This is a genomic window from Streptomyces sp. GLSS-08, from assembly GCF_056387915.1.
Genome location: NZ_JBWJAQ010000027.1, coordinates 64,371 through 78,638, shown reverse-complemented (window position 1 = coordinate 78,638; position 14,268 = coordinate 64,371). Strand labels below are relative to the sequence as shown.

Below are 14,268 nucleotides of genomic sequence, written 5' to 3'. Positions count from 1 at the left end.
CAAAGGAACCTCGTCCCAGCTGATGCTGGAGACGGGGTATCAACATATCTGGCGTTGATTTTTGGCACGCTGTTGAGTTCTCAAGGAACGGACGCTTCCTTTGTACTCACCCTCTCGGGCTTTCCTCTGGGCGCTTCCCTTCGGTGTTCCAAACTCTATCAGTGATTTTCCGTCTCCCTGACCACCGTCCCGCAAACATGCAGAACGGACCCCGAGATAGGATCTGACAAGTTGGTTGCTGCTCGGCCAGGACGCGTAGTCGCGTCGTTCAGCCCCAAGCAGGTCTACGACTGTACACGCGGTCCCGTGGTGGGCGCAAATCGTCTGCGCTCTCTCCTACAGCCTCCAACCGGATCCTCTCGTGCGGAACCGGCAGTTCATATGACATACGCTGCTCAACAGTGCGCCGTCCGGGACAGGCAGTGACGGCCCATCCTGAATCTCCGCCCCCGGGAGGCTTCCCATGACCACCGTGACGTCCCCTCTTGCAGGACGCGCCATCGGGCTCGCCGCAGTGCCGGACCCCGTCTTCTCCGGAGCCATGGTCGGCCCGGGTACGGCGATCGACCCCGTACGTGAGGCCTCCGAGGCGGTGGCCCCCGTCGACGGAGTCATCGTCTCGCTCCACCCCCACGCCTTCGTCGTGGTCGACGACCGGGGCCACGGCGTGCTCACCCATCTCGGCATCGACACCGTGCAGCTCAATGGCGAGGGCTTCGAGCTGCTCGTCAACAAGGGCGACACCGTGGCGCGCGGCCAGTCCGTGATCCGCTGGAATCCGGCCGACGTCGAGGCCGCGGGCAAGTCCCCGGTGTGCCCGGTGGTGGCGCTCGAGGCCACGGCGGAGTCTCTCTCCGAAGTCCGCGATGACGGCGACGTGAAAGCCGGCGACAGCCTCTTCGGCTGGCAGTGACGGCGGTGCCGTCACGGGACGGCACCGGGACAACCACCGCGGCGGCGGGGCCCGCCGCACTATCGGAGACGGGTGAGATGGAGACAACGCTGCGAGGCGTCGGCGTGAGCCACGGTGTGGCGATCGGCGAGGTTCGGCACATGGGAACGGCGGTTCTCGAACCGCCGGCCAAGCAGATTCCCGCGGAGGACGCGGAGCGCGAACAGGGGCGTGCCCGCAAGGCCGTGGAAGCTGTTGCGGCCGATCTGACGGCACGCGGCAACCTGGCCGGTGGCGAGGCGCAGGCGGTGCTCGAGGCCCAGGCCATGATGGCCCAGGACCCCGAGCTGATGGCGGACGTCGAGCGGCGTATCGCCGTCGGCAGCACGGCGGAGCGAGCGGTCTACGACGCGTTCGCCGCGTACCGGGCGCTGCTGGCGGGTGCCGGTGAGTATCTGGCCGGACGCGTGGCCGACCTCGACGACGTGCGGAACCGGATCGTGGCCCGGCTGCTCGGCGTGCCCATGCCGGGTGTGCCGGACAGCGACGAGCCGTACGTCCTCATCGCGCGTGATCTCGCGCCGGCGGACACCGCGCTGCTCGACCCGACTCTCGTCCTCGGTTTCGTCACCGAGGAGGGTGGCCCCACCAGCCACAGCGCGATCCTCGCGCGGGCGCTGGGTGTTCCCGCCGTGGTCGCGCTTCCCGGCGCGGGCGAGCTCGCCGAGGGCACGATGATCGCGGTGGACGGCAGCACCGGTGAGATCTTCGTCGAGCCGAGCGCCGAGAAGAAGGCTCAGCTGGAGGCCGCGGCGGCCGCGCGCAGGGCCGCGCTTTCGGCCTCGACCGGTCCCGGCGCCACCTCCGACGGGCACAAGGTGCCGCTGCTCGCCAACGTGGGCGGTCCTTCGGACGTGCCGGCCGCTGTCGAGGCGGGTGCCGAGGGCGTAGGTCTGTTCCGTACCGAGTTCCTCTTCCTGGACGACAGCAAGAACGCGCCGTCCGAGGAGAAGCAGGTGGAGGCGTACCGCCAGGTGCTCGAGGCGTTTCCCGAGGGCCGTGTCGTCGTGCGGGTGCTCGACGCCGGTGCGGACAAGCCGCTCGACTTCCTGACTCCGGCGGACGAGCCCAACCCCGCCCTGGGTGTGCGCGGGCTGCGCTCGCTGCTCGACCACCCGGACGTGCTGCGCACCCAGCTGACGGCTCTGGCGAAGGCTGCGGAGGGGCTGCCGGTCCATCTCGAGGTCATGGCGCCGATGGTGGCGGACCGCACCGACGCGAAGGCGTTCGCCGACGCGTGCCGGAAGGCCGGGCTGCGGGCGAAGTTCGGCGCGATGGTGGAGATCCCGTCGGCCGCGCTGCGGGCGCGCTCGATCCTGCAGGAGGTCGAGTTCCTGTCGTTGGGAACGAACGACCTCGCGCAGTACACGTTCGCCGCGGACCGGCAGGTGGGTGCGGTTTCCCGGTTGCAGGACCCCTGGCAGCCCGCGCTGCTGGACCTGGTGGCGCTGTCCGCCGAGGCGGCGCAGGCCGAGGGCAAGAGCTGTGGTGTCTGCGGTGAGGCCGCGTCGGACCCGCTGCTCGCCTGTGTGCTGACCGGTCTCGGGGTCACCTCCCTGTCGATGGGCGCCGCGTCGATCCCGTATGTGCGGTCGACACTGGCGAAGTACACGCTGGCGCAGTGCGAGCGTGCCGCCGCCGCCGCGCGTGCCGTGGACACCGCCGAGGAGGCGCGGAGCGCGGCTCAGGCGGTGCTGTCCGGCGAGTAGGCGGGACACGTCGCCGGGCGACCGGCTGTGGTGAGGGGCGCTCCGCCTGCGGGTGGGGCGCCCCTCCTGTGTTCAGTGCCTGTGCCCCCCGTTCCGGCCGTCCTGCCCCAGGTCGGGTGGCGCGCAGTAGTCGACGCCGGACTCCGGGGAGACGAGGTCTCCGGAGTCGAGGTCGGTGCAGTACGCGTCGAAGACCTCGGCGGCGGTGAGGGGCTGCAGGTTCTCGCCGCGCAGGCGCCAGCCGTAGACCCGGTCGGTCGTGCCGGGGGCGCTGGTGCGCAAGACCAGTCCGGCCGGTGTCCCGGTGGCGATGCCGAGGGCGAGGACCGTGGCGAATTCGAGGGCCTCTGTCTCGTCCGGGCCTGTGGAGTCCTCGGCGGCCTCGGCGTGGAGGACGGCCATGAGCGGTTCGGGCGTTGTGGAGACGCTCAGTACGAGGTGGCGTTCGCCGGGGCCGGCGGTGTCGAGGATGCGGGTGAGCAGCTGTGTGGCCCGGGTGAACGCGGCCCGTCCGATGTCCTCCCCGCAGGAGGCACAGTCGCCGATGCGGGCCAGGAGTGTGGTCGCGTACTCCCAGGTGGCCTGTCGGACGGCTTCGTCCACGAGGTCCGGGACGAGTTCGGTGAGGGGTTGTCCCTCGTACGGGAGGGTGGGGCCCGTCGCGGCCAGCTCGGCCGTGAAGCGGGTGCGGCTGGACGGGGCGTCGGGGTCCAGGCCGCTGTGTGTGCAGAATTCGGCGTACTCCTCGGGGTCGAAGAGGGCCACGGTGGTGTGGCTGCCCTCCGCGGCGAGGGTCATGAGCAGGGCCTCCACCTGCCGGAGGTAGGTGCGGTGGTCGTCGAAGGTGAAGGTCCGGTAGCGCCGCATCGCCGCGAAGTCCTCTTCGTCGGTGAGCAGGCCGATGGTGCCGGCGATCTCGCGGCGCAGAACGCGTCGCATGGTCCGGTCCTGGGTGTGCGCCATGTTTCCCCCTGTGCACGGTCGATCAATGCTCACTCACAGTAATCGGCGGCACTGACAATGCCTTCCGGTGGATGCGGTCGCGGACGAGGCGGTGCTGGATTCCGCAGGTCAGCGCGATGACACCGCCGAAGACCGTCCAGCCGAGGGGGCCGGTGGCGATGGCCGCGGTGACGGCCAGTGGTCCCAGGCTGCGCTGGACGGACTGGGCGAGTCCGTGGACACCGAGGTAACCGCCCTGGGCGGTGTCGGGCGCGAGGGCGATCGAGAGGTCCCAGGAGACGGTGGCGTGGAGCATCTCGGCGACGGTGAAGGCGATGGCCGCGGCGGTGAGGAACACGGTGGCGGTGAGGGTTCCGCCGGTGCTGGACAGAGCCATCGTCACGCCGCCGAGGGCGAAGACCGCGGAGAGCGGGAGCAGCAGGGCGCGGGCGGCCGCGGTGGTGGCGCCGAAGCGGGCCAGGGGGACCTGGAGGGCGACGACCATGACGTTGTTGAGCACCATGAGCAGCGGTGCGAGGCCGTGCGGGGCGTTGCTTCCGTGGGCGATCCACAGGGGCAGGCCGACCTTGAACACGGCGTCGTCGAGGGAGAGGACCGCCTCGGTGGCGACGTAGGCGAGGTAGGTGCGGTCCCGCCAGGGGCCGGCCTTCTTCGGTGCGGGAGCGGGCCCGTCCGACGAGGCGACGGTGCGTGACGGGGACGGCGGCTCGCCGCAGCGGCGGGTGAGGAGTGCGGCGGCGACGAAGGAGAGGCCGTCGCCGGCGAGGAGCCACTGGTACGCCGCGGTGGTGCCGACGGCGAGGGCCGCTGCCGCTGTGAGGCCGCCCACGGCCCACCCGGCGTTGGCGACCGTTCGGTTCACGGCCTGGTAGCGGACGCGGTCGGGGCCCGCGACGCGGGCCGCGTAGAGCTTGGTCAGGACGTTGGCGGCGCGGTCGGCGAGGCTGCCGGCGGACGAGAACACGAGCAGCAGCGCGTAGTCGTCGGTGGTCAGCAGGGCGAAGGAGGCGAGAGCGCGCAGGAGTTGCAGGGCGATCAGGACGTGGGTGAGCGGCAGGCGGTCGGCGATGCGGCCGCCCAGTGGCGCCCCGGCGATCCCGATGGCGCCGGCCACCGCGACGAGGGTGCCGACCTCGGTCACGGTCAGGCCGGTGACGTACGTGAAGTACAGGACGGAGACGGAGGCCCACAGACCGCTGCCGATCCGGTCGACGAGGGCGATGCAGAGCATTCTGCGGCCGTCGGTGCCTCCTGGAAGGCGTGTCGCCCATCCGGCCGCGCGGCGTATCGGACCCACTGCTCCCCCTTGCTTACTAATATGTATTGATACATACTTGGTAACGTGGCAACACAATATGGGATCACTGGTACGACGGCCAAGGGGATTGCGTCGTCCGTCGAACGCGGCGTGGCCGAAGGGGCGTTGAGCCCTGGAGTCCCCCTGCCGCCGGTGCGGCGCCTCGCCGACGAACTCGGCGTGAGTCCGGGGACGGTCGCGACGGCCTACAAGGAGCTGCGGCGGCGCGGCATCGTGGTGACGCGCGGGCGCGGCGGGACCGTTGTCGCCGCCGCACCCGCGGTGGCCTCGCGTCGGCCCCCGAAAGTGCCGCCCGGGGTGCGCGATCTGGCGGGCGGGCACCCGGATCCCCGACTCCTCCCCCATCTGGTGCCTCCGTCGCGGCTCTCCCCCGGCACGCGGTCGCACCGCAGCGCGCCGCGGCTGGCGCGGCTCGAGGAGGCGGTGCGTGCGTGGCTCGGCCCGGACGGCGTGCCGGCCGACGGCGTGACGTTCGCGCACGGCGCCCTGGACATGATCGGGCGGCTGCTGTCCGTGGAGCTGCGGCCCGGAGACGCCGTCGGCATGGAGGATCCCGGCTATCACCATCTGCTGGATCTGGTCACGGCGCTGGGGCTGCGTACGGTGCCGGTGGCAGTGGACGACGAGGGGATCCGCCCCGAGGCGCTGCGTGCCGCACTGCGAGCAGGTGTACGGGCGGTCGTCTGCAGTCCGCGGGCGCAGAATCCGTACGGGGGGCGCTTCTCCGTGGAGCGCCGTGACGCGCTGGTCGGCGTGCTCCAGGAGGCGCCCGAGGTGCTGGTCGTGGAGAACGACCACGCGTCCGCCGTCGCGGGGGCCCCGCTCCGCACCCTGACGTCGGGCGGTCTGCAGCGCTGGGTGCACGTACGGACCGTCAGCAAGTTCCTGGGGACGGACCTGCGGTGGGCCGCGGCCGCCTGTGACCCGACGACCCTGGCCCGGCACGACGGCCGGCTGCTGCTGACTTCGGGGTGGGTCAGTCATCTGCTGCAGGAGACCGTTCACGGACTGCTGGCGGACCAGGACACGCGCGCGTTGGTGGCGCGTGCCGGAGAGACGTACGGCCAACGGCGGAAGGCGCTCGTCGGGGAACTCGCACGGCGCGGGGTCGAGGCGCGCGGGGTGAGCGGGATGAACGTCTGGGTGCCTGTGCGCGACGAGTCGGCGGTGGTGAACGGGCTGCGGTCGTACGGCTGGTGGGTGGCGGCGGGTGCCCGGTTCCGGATCGCGTCCGGCCCGGGGGTGCGGATCTCGGTCTCCGGTCTGGAGCCGGCCGACGCGGCGCTGCTGGCCTCGGACTTCGCCACCGTGCTCGGCGAGTCCGAGGCCACCTACGGGGGCTGATCAGGAGCGCTCGCGGGCCAGGTCCTCGTAGAAACGGAGCAGTTCGACGTTGTCCACGGAGCCGACGTTGACCGCCTTCTCCAGGGAGGTGCCCTGGAGAAGGCGCTTCACGGGGACCTCGATGCGCTTGCCCGTGAGGGTGTGCGGGATGCCGGGCACCTCGATGACCTCGTCGGGGACGTGGCGCGGCGAGAGCTGTTCGCGGATGGTCCGCCTGATGCGGTCCAGGAGGGCGTCGTCGAGTTCGGCTCCGGGGGCGAGGTGCACGAAGAGGGGCATCCAGTAGCCGCCGTCGGGCTGTTCGACACCGATGACGAGGGATTCCCTGATCTCGGGGAGTCGCTCGACGGCCTCGTAGATGTCGGCGGATCCCATCCGTACGCCCTGGCGGTTCAGGGTGGAGTCGGAGCGGCCGTGGATGACGACGGAGCCGCGCGAGGTGACGGTGATCCAGTCTCCGTGCCGCCACACTCCGGGGTACGTGTCGAAGTAGCTGCCGTGGTAGCGGCTGCCGTCGGGGTCGTTCCAGAAGCGGACGGGCATGGACGGCATCGGGTTGGTGACCACGAGTTCGCCGACCTCGTCGACGACGGGCTCACCGCCGGGGTCCCAGGACTGGAGATCCGTGCCGAGGCCCGGGGCCTGTAGTTCACCGATGTGCACCGGGAGCGTCGGTACGGCGCCCGCGAAGCAGGAACACACGTCCGTGCCGCCGCTGACCGAGGCGATCCACAGGTCGTCGCGGACCTCGTCGTGCAGCCAGCGGAATCCGTCGGGCGGCAGGGGCGAGCCGGTGGTGGCCACGCACTGGACACGTGAGAGGTCGAAGTCCCGCGAGGGGTGCACGCCCGCTTTGCGGCACGCCATGACGTAGGCGGCGGAGGTGCCGTAGAGGGTGGCTTTGGTGCGCTCGGCGATGCGCCACTGCGCCCCGGTGTCCGGGTGGCCGGGGCTGCCGTCGTACAGGACGATCGTGGTGCCGGTGAGCAGGCCGGAGACGAGGAAGTTCCACATCATCCAGCCGGTGGACGTGTACCAGAAGAAGCGGTCCCGCGGCCCGAGGTCGCAGTGCAGGCCGAGCTGCTTGAGGTGTTCGACCAGGATGCCGCCCTGGGACTGGACGATCGCCTTCGGCAGGCCCGTCGTGCCCGAGGAGTACAGCACCCACAGGGGATGGTCGAAGGGCACCGGCTCGAAGACGGGCTCCACGTCGCCGGCCGTCAGCGCGGACCACTCCAGGGCACCCTCGGGGGCGGCGGTGCCGAGCAGCGGGATGTGCACGACGGCGCGCAGGGTGGGCAGTTCGCGGCGCAGCTCGGCGACGGTGTCGCGACGGTCGTGCTCCTTGCCGCCGTAGCGGTAGCCGTCGACGGTGAACAGGACGACGGGTTCGACCTGCTGGAAGCGGTCCAGGACGCTGCGGGCGCCGAAGTCGGGGGCGCAGGACGTCCACACGCCGCCCACGGCGGCCGTGGCGAGGAGGGCCACCACGGCCTGCGGAATGTTGGGGAGGTAGCCGCTGACCCGGTCTCCGGGGCGCACTCCGAGGGCGCGCAGCTCGGCGGTCAGGGAGCCGACCTGGCGGCGCAGCTCGGACCAGCTCACGGGGCTCGGCTCGTGGGTCTCGTCGACGTACAGCAGGGCGGGCTCGTCCGCGCGGGTGTCCGCGGCGCGCAGGGCGTGCTCCGCGTAGTTCAGCGTGGCCCCGGGGAACCACTCGGCGCCCGGCATCGAACGGTCGCCCAGTACGCGCGCGTAGGGAGCCGAGAACCGTACGTCGAACCACTCGGTGACGGCTTTCCAGAACGTGTCCAGCTCGTCGACGGACCAGCGGTGCAGCGCCGCGTAGCCGCCGGAGGCCGGGGCTCCGTGGTGCTCGGCCGCCCAGGCCTGGAACCTGGTGACCTGGGCGCGGTCGATACGTGCCTGGTCGGGCTGCCAGAGCGGCGAGGCGTTCGCTGAGGACATGGGGCGGCTCCCGGACTGTGCGCGTCGTGTGCGTCTGGCGCGCACGGGCAGGGGTGTGCGCGTCACGCGGCTGACACGGACGATGCCATGTGATCGACTTCTACACCAGGGCGCGCCGCACATAGTCCGTGTCGTGAAGATGTGCCCTCGCCACGGGTGAACGGCAGTTGAACGGCTCACCCCCGAGGCACCGTGAATGGCAGGCTGAACAGCATGGACGGTCGTGACCTGGTGCGTTCGGTGAAGGCGATCGGTTCGGGGGGTGCCGCTCAAGGGCTGCGCACCGTGCGGGCCGCATGGCGCAGGAGGCGGCTGGACGCCGCCGGTCTGCCGCGCCGGGGCGGCGAGCGGGCGCGGGTGCCGGGACCGGTGCGGGGGGCGGAGCCGGGACCCGGGGGCGGGGTCGTCAAGTTCACGCGGTCGGAGCTGCGGATCAGCGTGGCGGTGAACGGCTCGGTGTTCTGGGGCTGGGACGGCGCGGGACCGGTGCCGTCCCACGCGCTGTCGGGCAGCTGCCCCGAGCCGGATCCGCGGGCCGTTCTGGAACCCGACAAGGACGGCGGCTGGCGGATCGTGGCCGAGCGCGTCACGGTCGCCGTGTCGCGGCACGGAGCGATCGAGGTGCGTACGCCCGGCGGAGTGACCCTGCGCCGCGATCTGCCGCCCCGCTGGTGGGAGACGCCGGAGGGCGGCGCGGCGCGCTGGATGCAGCGTTCCGAAGTGGCGGCGGACGCCCGCTTCTTCGGTCTGGGCGGACGGGCCGCCGGGGTACGGCTGCGCGACGGCACCTACCGGCTGTGGAACACGGACCCCGGCCGCGCGGCGGGGCACGGCGACGACCCGCTGCACATCACCATGCCGGTGCAGCTGGTGGTGGCCGACGCGGCCACCCATCTGATCTTCCACGACACCTCGTGGGACGGCACGGTGACGCTGCGGGAGGGCGAGGAGGGGGCCGGCTCCGGGCACGACCGGGTGGGCACCTGCCGACTGCGGATGGACGGCGGTCCACTGCGCTGCTGGGTGCTGGTGGGCACCCCCGCGCGCGTGCTGCATGCGTGGGCCGCGCTCACCGGGGCGCCCGCGCTGCCGGCCGCCTGGGCGCTCGGGCACCATCACCTGCGCTCGGGGCTCGACGGCGAGGACGAGGTGCGGCGGATCGTGGGGGGTTATCAGGAGCGCGACCTTCCGCTCGACGCGGTCCATCTGGACACCGGCCACCACGACGCCCAGCAGGTGTTCACGGTGGACCGGGAACGCTTCCCCAAGCTGCCGGTGCTCGCCGACGAGCTGCGACGCGACGGGATCCGGCTGGTGTCGGTCGTGGAACCCGCGGTCGGGTCCGTGCCGGGCAACGCCGTCCGCGACAGCGGGACGGCCGAGGACGTCTTCGTGCGCGACGCCGGGGGACGGCTCGTGGAGGCGGTGGGCCGCCCCGGGGAGTCACTCTTCCCCGACTTCACCGACGCGCGTGTGCGGCGCTGGTGGGGACGGCTCTACGAGGAGCGGCTCGGCCAGGGCTTCGCGGGGGTATGGCACGACATGGACGAGCCGACGTCGTTCACGGCGTTCGGTGAGAACACGCTGCCCCGTTCGGCCCGGCACTTCCTGGAGGGCGCCGGCGGGGACCACCGCGAGGCGCACAACGTCTACGCACTGTGCATGGCCCGGGCGGGGTACGAGGGGCTGCGCGAGACGTCGCCCCGGGAGCGGCCGTTCGTCCTCTCGCGATCCGGGTGGGCAGGGATGCAGCGTTACGGAGGGGCCTGGTCGGGTGGCGTGGAGGCGGGGTGGCCCGGGCTGCGGGCCTCGCTGTCGCTGGTGATGGGGCTCGGCCTGAGCGGGGTGCCGTACTCGGGGCCCGACGTGGGCGGTTGCGACGGGCGCCTGTCTCCCGAGCTGTATCTGCGGTGGCTGCAGCTGGGCGCGTACCTGCCGCTGTTCCGTACGCACGCCGGCCTGCGGGCGGGGCGCGGGGAGCCCTGGGAGTTCGGCGACGACGTGCTGGCGCACGCGCGCGTGGCACTCGTCGAGCGGCGCCGCCTGCTGCCGTACTTCGTGACCCTGGCGCACCTCGCGCGGCGCACCGGAGCGCCCTACGTGCGTCCCCTGTGGTGGGGCGCGACCGAGGACCGGGCGTTGCGTGACTGCGAGGACGCGTTCCTGCTCGGTGACTGTCTTCTGGTGGCTCCCGTGCTGGATCCGGGAGCGGACCGGCGCGCGGTGCAGCTGCCGCGCGGACGCTGGTACGACACCGCGACCGGGAGGGCGTACGAGGGGCCCGCCCAGGTGCTGATCGACGCCCCCCTGTCCCGGATTCCGGTCCTCGCGCGGGCGGGTGCCGTGGTGCCCGTGCGGGGTGACGACGGCAGCCTGGAGCTGGACGTCTGGGCGCCCGCGCGTGGCCGCACGGGAGGCGGGCTGGTGGTGCAGGACGCGGGTGACGGGTGGAGCGAGGCGCAGATCGAACGCTACGTGACGCGTTGGGAGGGCCGGCGGCTGGTGGTCGAGCGGCATTCCGAGGACGGTCCCGGCGAGCCGCCGCACCGGGTGCGGCCGCGGGGGCCCGGAGCGCACTGAGTGGGCGCCGGGCGGACCCGCGCCGCCGGGAAGTGCTCAGACGTAGCGTCCCTCGAACCAGGCCCGGACGGCCAGCGTGTGCAGCGGGAAGGCGAGTTCCGCCGGTCTGCGGAGCAGGTGCCAGCCGTCCGTCTCGTCCGTGGCGGCGGACTCCGGAAGGTCCGCGGCGGGACGTTCGGGGAGGAGTCCGAAGAGCAGCAGGTGCCCGTCGGGAGAGCTCATCGCGTCGGCGAGCCGTACCTCGCGGCTCGCCGCGTGGATGCCTGTCTCCTCCTGGAGTTCCCGCACCACGGCGTGCCGCCAGTCCTCCCGGTGGTCGACGAACCCGCCCGGCAGCGCGATGCCGCCGAGCGCGGGGGCGATGGTCCGGGTGATGACCACCAGTGCGGTGCCCCGGGTGTCGTACACGGGTTGCAGGGCCACCGCGACCGGCAGGGGATTGCGGTAGGCGACCGTGCCGCACGCGGCGCAGGTGCGGGGCCAGCCGGAGACACCCTCTCCGTAGGGCGCCCCGCAGCTGGAACAGTGCGAGCCGGGTGCGGAGTCGGCGGTCGGCGAGTGGTGGGTTGCGGACACGCGGCGGACTGTATCCGATCATGTCGAGGGCGTCTGCGGGGAGGCCGACAGGACGCCGCGGGGCCGTCGGGCGTCGGACGCCGGCCCGGTGGGCCGGTGTCAGCGACCTCCTGGACAGCGGCCGGCTCAGTGCACCGGTGTCAGCGACCTCCTGGACACCGGGAAGTCGAAGTAGGTGTCCGGGTAGGGCTCCGGTTTGTACGTGTAGTGCCACCACTCCTCGGCGAGGTTGACGAAACCGAGTCCTTCGAGGGTCCCCTTCAGGAGCAGCCGGTGCGTGCGCTGTTCGCCCTGGACGCGCGGGTCCAGGGTGTGCGCGAGCGGGTCGAAGCAGTCGTAGCCCGTCCCCATGTCCACGGAGTTGTCGGGGAAGCGCTCGCTCCGGGGGGCGTAGCAGGGCACGAGCGGCTGCCCGGGGACGTACGGCCGCGTCGGCCGGGCCGGCAGCTCGACGATCGTGAGGTCCAGGGTGGAGCCGCGGCTGTGTCCGGACTTCTCGGCGATGTAACCGTCCTCGAACAGGCGGGTCTTGTCGACCTGCGGATAGAACTCGGGCTTCATCCGCTGGTCGTCGAGGTCCTTGGCCCAGCGCACGAAGTGGTCCACCGCGCGCTGCGGCCGGTAGCAGTCGTAGACCTTGAGGCTGTAGCCCTGGCGCAGCAGTTTCGTCTGGGCCTTGTGCAGGGCCTCGGCGGCGGGCCCGGTCAGGATGCAGACCGGCTGCCGGTAGCCGTCGATGCGCTCGCCCACGAAGTTGTGCGGGGTGAAGTAGCGCATGTCCTGGCGGATCGTGGGGTCGACGGATCTCAGGGCCACGAAGTCCTCGGGGGCCTTCGGCCCGGGCTCGGCGCGGGCGGTGGCGGAGGCGGCGGCCACGGACAGAAGGGCCGCGAGCGCGGTCACCAGGCCCCGGACCGCGGCGGAGAGTCGTGTCATGCCCCTGCGTCTACCAGGCCGGGGTTGCGTCTGGGAAGGGTGCGCGGGCGCGCCGCGTCTCGCCGGCTGACGGGGATCACGTACGGACTCCGGTGCCCTGCCCAATTCCCGTCACCCGTGACACACTTCTGACGTTCCATCAGATCTGATGTGCTGGAGGGCCCATGGCGCGCACACGCACACCGGTGGTGGCCGGATGGTTCGCCGGGGACGGGGACGGCTTCCGCCTGCTCGGCACGCGCTGCTCGGCGTGCGCCTCGGTGTTCTTTCCCCGCGAGGACGTCTTCTGCCGCAACCCCGCCTGCTCCGGGGGCGCGTTGACGGAGGTGCCGCTGTCCCGGCGCGGACACGTCTGGTCGTACACGGACAGCCGGTACCGGCCACCGTCACCGTACGTGTCCGACCCGGAACTCGCCTGGCGCCCGTACACGTTGATCGCGGTGGAGCTGGCCGCCGAGCGGGTCGTCGTGCTCGGACAGGCCGTTCCCGGGGTCACCGTCGCCGACCTGTCGGTGGGCATGGAGGTGGAGCTCGTCCCCGGGATGCTGAACGAGGACGCGGAGACGACGTGGACGACCTGGCACTGGCGGCCGGTGAGGGCGACGGGAGCGGTGCGACGAGCGGCGTCCGGCGACGGAGTGTGACGGCATGACGGGTGACGTGGCAGTGATCGGCGCGGGCATGCATCCCTGGGGCAAGTGGGGGCGCGGCTTCGTGGAGTACGGGACGGTGGCCGCCCGGGCCGCGCTCGCCGACGCGGGGCTCGACTGGCGCGACGTCGGCTCGGTCGTGGGCGCGGACACCGTGCGGGGCGGATATCCGGGGTATGTGGCGGGCGCGACGTTCGCCAGGGCGCTGGGCTGGCAGGGGGCCAGGGTGACAAGTGTCTACGCGGCCTGCGCCTCCGGCGCCCAGGCGGTCGACGCGGCCCGGGCGCAGATCCTCTCGGGACTCGCGGACGTGGTGCTCGTGGTCGGCGCGGACGCGGCGCCCAAGGGATTTTTCCGACCGGCGGGCGGGGACCGGCCCGAGGACCCGGACTGGCTGCGTTTCCGGGTCCTCGGGGCGACCAATCCGGCCTACTTCGGGCTCTACGCGCGGCGGCGGATGGCCGTGCACGGGGACACCCCCGAGGATTTCGCGCTGGTCAAGGTGAAGAACGCGGCGGCCGGCGCGCTGAATCCGCACGCGCGCTACCGCAGGCGGGTCACGGCCGAGGAGGTGGCCGCCTCGGCGGTCGTCGCGGATCCGCTGCGGCTGCTCGACATCTGCGCGACCTCGGACGGCGGTGCGGCCCTCGTGCTGTCCAGCCTGGAGTTCGCGCGGCGGCACGGCGCGGCCGACGCCGTGCGCATCCGGGCCGTGTCCACGGTGACGCCGCGCTACCCCAGGACCGTGCTGGATCTGCCGGACATCGCCACGGACTCCGCGGCGGCGGTGACCGCGGCCGACGGGACGTTCCGTTCGTCGATCGTCCGCGCCGCGTACGAGGAAGCGGGGGTCGGCCCCGGGGACCTCTCCCTCGCCGAGGTGTACGACCTGTCCACCGCGCTTGAGTTGCAGTGGTACGAGGATCTGGGGCTGTGCGGCGAGGGCGACGCGGCGAAGCTCCTCCGGGAGGGTGCGACGGCGCTGGGCGGGCGCATACCGGTGAACGTCAGTGGCGGGCTCGCCTCGTTCGGGGAGGCGGTCCCGGCGCAGGCCATCGCGCAGGTGTGCGAGCTGACGTGGCAGTTGCGGGGGGACGCGGGCGACCGGCAGGTTGCGGGGGCGCGGGTGGGGATCACCGCCAATCAGGGTCTGTTCGGGCACGGTTCGTCCGTGGTCGCCGTACGGTGACGCCGACGGACACCCGGGAGACGCCCCGGAAGGGGGACGTCAGGACGCGGACGCCCGAACAGGAGTACACGGACGGCGTGTAC

At 72.3% G+C, this 14,268-nt stretch carries 11 protein-coding genes; 6 read left to right on the top strand and 5 right to left on the bottom strand.

The genetic code is table 11. The features are described 5' to 3' along the window. Positions 1-463 precede the first annotated feature (463 nt). Both AC0ZLC_RS31470 and ptsP read left to right on the top strand, forming a co-directional pair. The gene (locus tag AC0ZLC_RS31470) at positions 464-913 is read left to right on the top strand and encodes a PTS sugar transporter subunit IIA (protein WP_476755342.1); all 450 of its coding nucleotides are present in this window, start codon (positions 464-466) and stop codon (positions 911-913) included. A 77-nt stretch (positions 914-990) separates the two neighbouring features. Then, on the top strand, positions 991-2,661 hold the full coding sequence (ptsP, locus tag AC0ZLC_RS31465) for a phosphoenolpyruvate--protein phosphotransferase (RefSeq protein WP_476755341.1): 1,671 nt from the start codon (positions 991-993) through the stop codon (positions 2,659-2,661). Between the two features lie 72 nt (positions 2,662-2,733). On the opposite strand, the gene AC0ZLC_RS31460 is transcribed toward ptsP, so the two are convergent. Both AC0ZLC_RS31460 and AC0ZLC_RS31455 read right to left on the bottom strand, forming a co-directional pair. Then, the gene (locus AC0ZLC_RS31460) at positions 2,734-3,624 is read right to left on the bottom strand and encodes a hypothetical protein (RefSeq protein WP_476755340.1); all 891 of its coding nucleotides are present in this window, start codon (positions 3,622-3,624) and stop codon (positions 2,734-2,736) included. A 22-nt stretch (positions 3,625-3,646) separates the two neighbouring features. Further along, positions 3,647-4,855 (bottom strand): MFS transporter, encoded by a 1,209-nt coding sequence (locus tag AC0ZLC_RS31455; protein WP_476755339.1) that lies wholly within the window; start codon positions 4,853-4,855, stop codon positions 3,647-3,649. 111 nt (positions 4,856-4,966) lie between these two features. Between AC0ZLC_RS31455 and AC0ZLC_RS31450 the strand changes: the two genes are divergently transcribed. Next, positions 4,967-6,286: an aminotransferase class I/II-fold pyridoxal phosphate-dependent enzyme gene (locus AC0ZLC_RS31450; RefSeq protein ID WP_476755338.1), complete on the top strand. Its 1,320-nt coding sequence runs from the start codon at positions 4,967-4,969 to the stop codon at positions 6,284-6,286. Here AC0ZLC_RS31450 and AC0ZLC_RS31445 read toward each other — a convergent pair whose 3' ends face one another. Continuing rightward, entirely contained in the window at positions 6,287-8,254 is a 1,968-nt protein-coding gene (locus AC0ZLC_RS31445) for an acetoacetate--CoA ligase (RefSeq protein ID WP_476755337.1), read from the bottom strand. It abuts the gene before it with no gap. A gap of 213 nt (positions 8,255-8,467) precedes the next feature. On the opposite strand from AC0ZLC_RS31445, the gene AC0ZLC_RS31440 reads away from it, so the two are divergent. Further along, positions 8,468-10,834 carry a glycoside hydrolase family 31 protein gene (locus AC0ZLC_RS31440; RefSeq protein WP_476755336.1) on the top strand — a complete coding sequence of 789 codons (2,367 nt, stop codon included), beginning with the start codon at positions 8,468-8,470 and terminating at the stop codon, positions 10,832-10,834. A gap of 36 nt (positions 10,835-10,870) precedes the next feature. Here AC0ZLC_RS31440 and AC0ZLC_RS31435 read toward each other — a convergent pair whose 3' ends face one another. Beyond that, complete coding sequence (locus AC0ZLC_RS31435) at positions 10,871-11,410, bottom strand: NUDIX domain-containing protein (RefSeq protein WP_476755335.1); 540 nt, start codon at positions 11,408-11,410, stop codon at positions 10,871-10,873. Between the two features lie 126 nt (positions 11,411-11,536). Continuing rightward, entirely contained in the window at positions 11,537-12,346 is an 810-nt protein-coding gene (locus AC0ZLC_RS31430; RefSeq protein ID WP_476755334.1) for a M15 family metallopeptidase, read from the bottom strand. A 185-nt stretch (positions 12,347-12,531) separates the two neighbouring features. Between AC0ZLC_RS31430 and AC0ZLC_RS31425 the strand changes: the two genes are divergently transcribed. Continuing rightward, complete coding sequence (locus tag AC0ZLC_RS31425) at positions 12,532-12,990, top strand: Zn-ribbon domain-containing OB-fold protein (protein ID WP_476755343.1); 459 nt, start codon at positions 12,532-12,534, stop codon at positions 12,988-12,990. 4 nt (positions 12,991-12,994) lie between these two features. After that, positions 12,995-14,185, top strand: a complete 1,191-nt coding sequence (locus AC0ZLC_RS31420) for a lipid-transfer protein (protein ID WP_476755333.1) — start codon at positions 12,995-12,997, stop codon at positions 14,183-14,185. Positions 14,186-14,268: the final 83 nt, after the last annotated feature.

Excerpts from the sequence above, each read along its gene's own strand:
- AC0ZLC_RS31420 (WP_476755333.1), top strand. The coding sequence starts at position 12,995 with ATGACGGGTGACGTGGCAGTGATCGGCGCGGGCATGCATCCCTGGGGC.
- ptsP (WP_476755341.1), top strand. The coding sequence starts at position 991 with ATGGAGACAACGCTGCGAGGCGTCGGCGTGAGCCACGGTGTGGCGATC.
- AC0ZLC_RS31440 (WP_476755336.1), top strand. The coding sequence starts at position 8,468 with ATGGACGGTCGTGACCTGGTGCGTTCGGTGAAGGCGATCGGTTCGGGG.
- AC0ZLC_RS31460 (WP_476755340.1), bottom strand. The coding sequence starts at position 3,624 with ATGGCGCACACCCAGGACCGGACCATGCGACGCGTTCTGCGCCGCGAG.
- AC0ZLC_RS31445 (WP_476755337.1), bottom strand. The coding sequence starts at position 8,254 with ATGTCCTCAGCGAACGCCTCGCCGCTCTGGCAGCCCGACCAGGCACGT.
- AC0ZLC_RS31430 (WP_476755334.1), bottom strand. The coding sequence starts at position 12,346 with ATGACACGACTCTCCGCCGCGGTCCGGGGCCTGGTGACCGCGCTCGCG.
- AC0ZLC_RS31470 (WP_476755342.1), top strand. The coding sequence starts at position 464 with ATGACCACCGTGACGTCCCCTCTTGCAGGACGCGCCATCGGGCTCGCC.
- AC0ZLC_RS31455 (WP_476755339.1), bottom strand. The coding sequence starts at position 4,855 with ATGCTCTGCATCGCCCTCGTCGACCGGATCGGCAGCGGTCTGTGGGCC.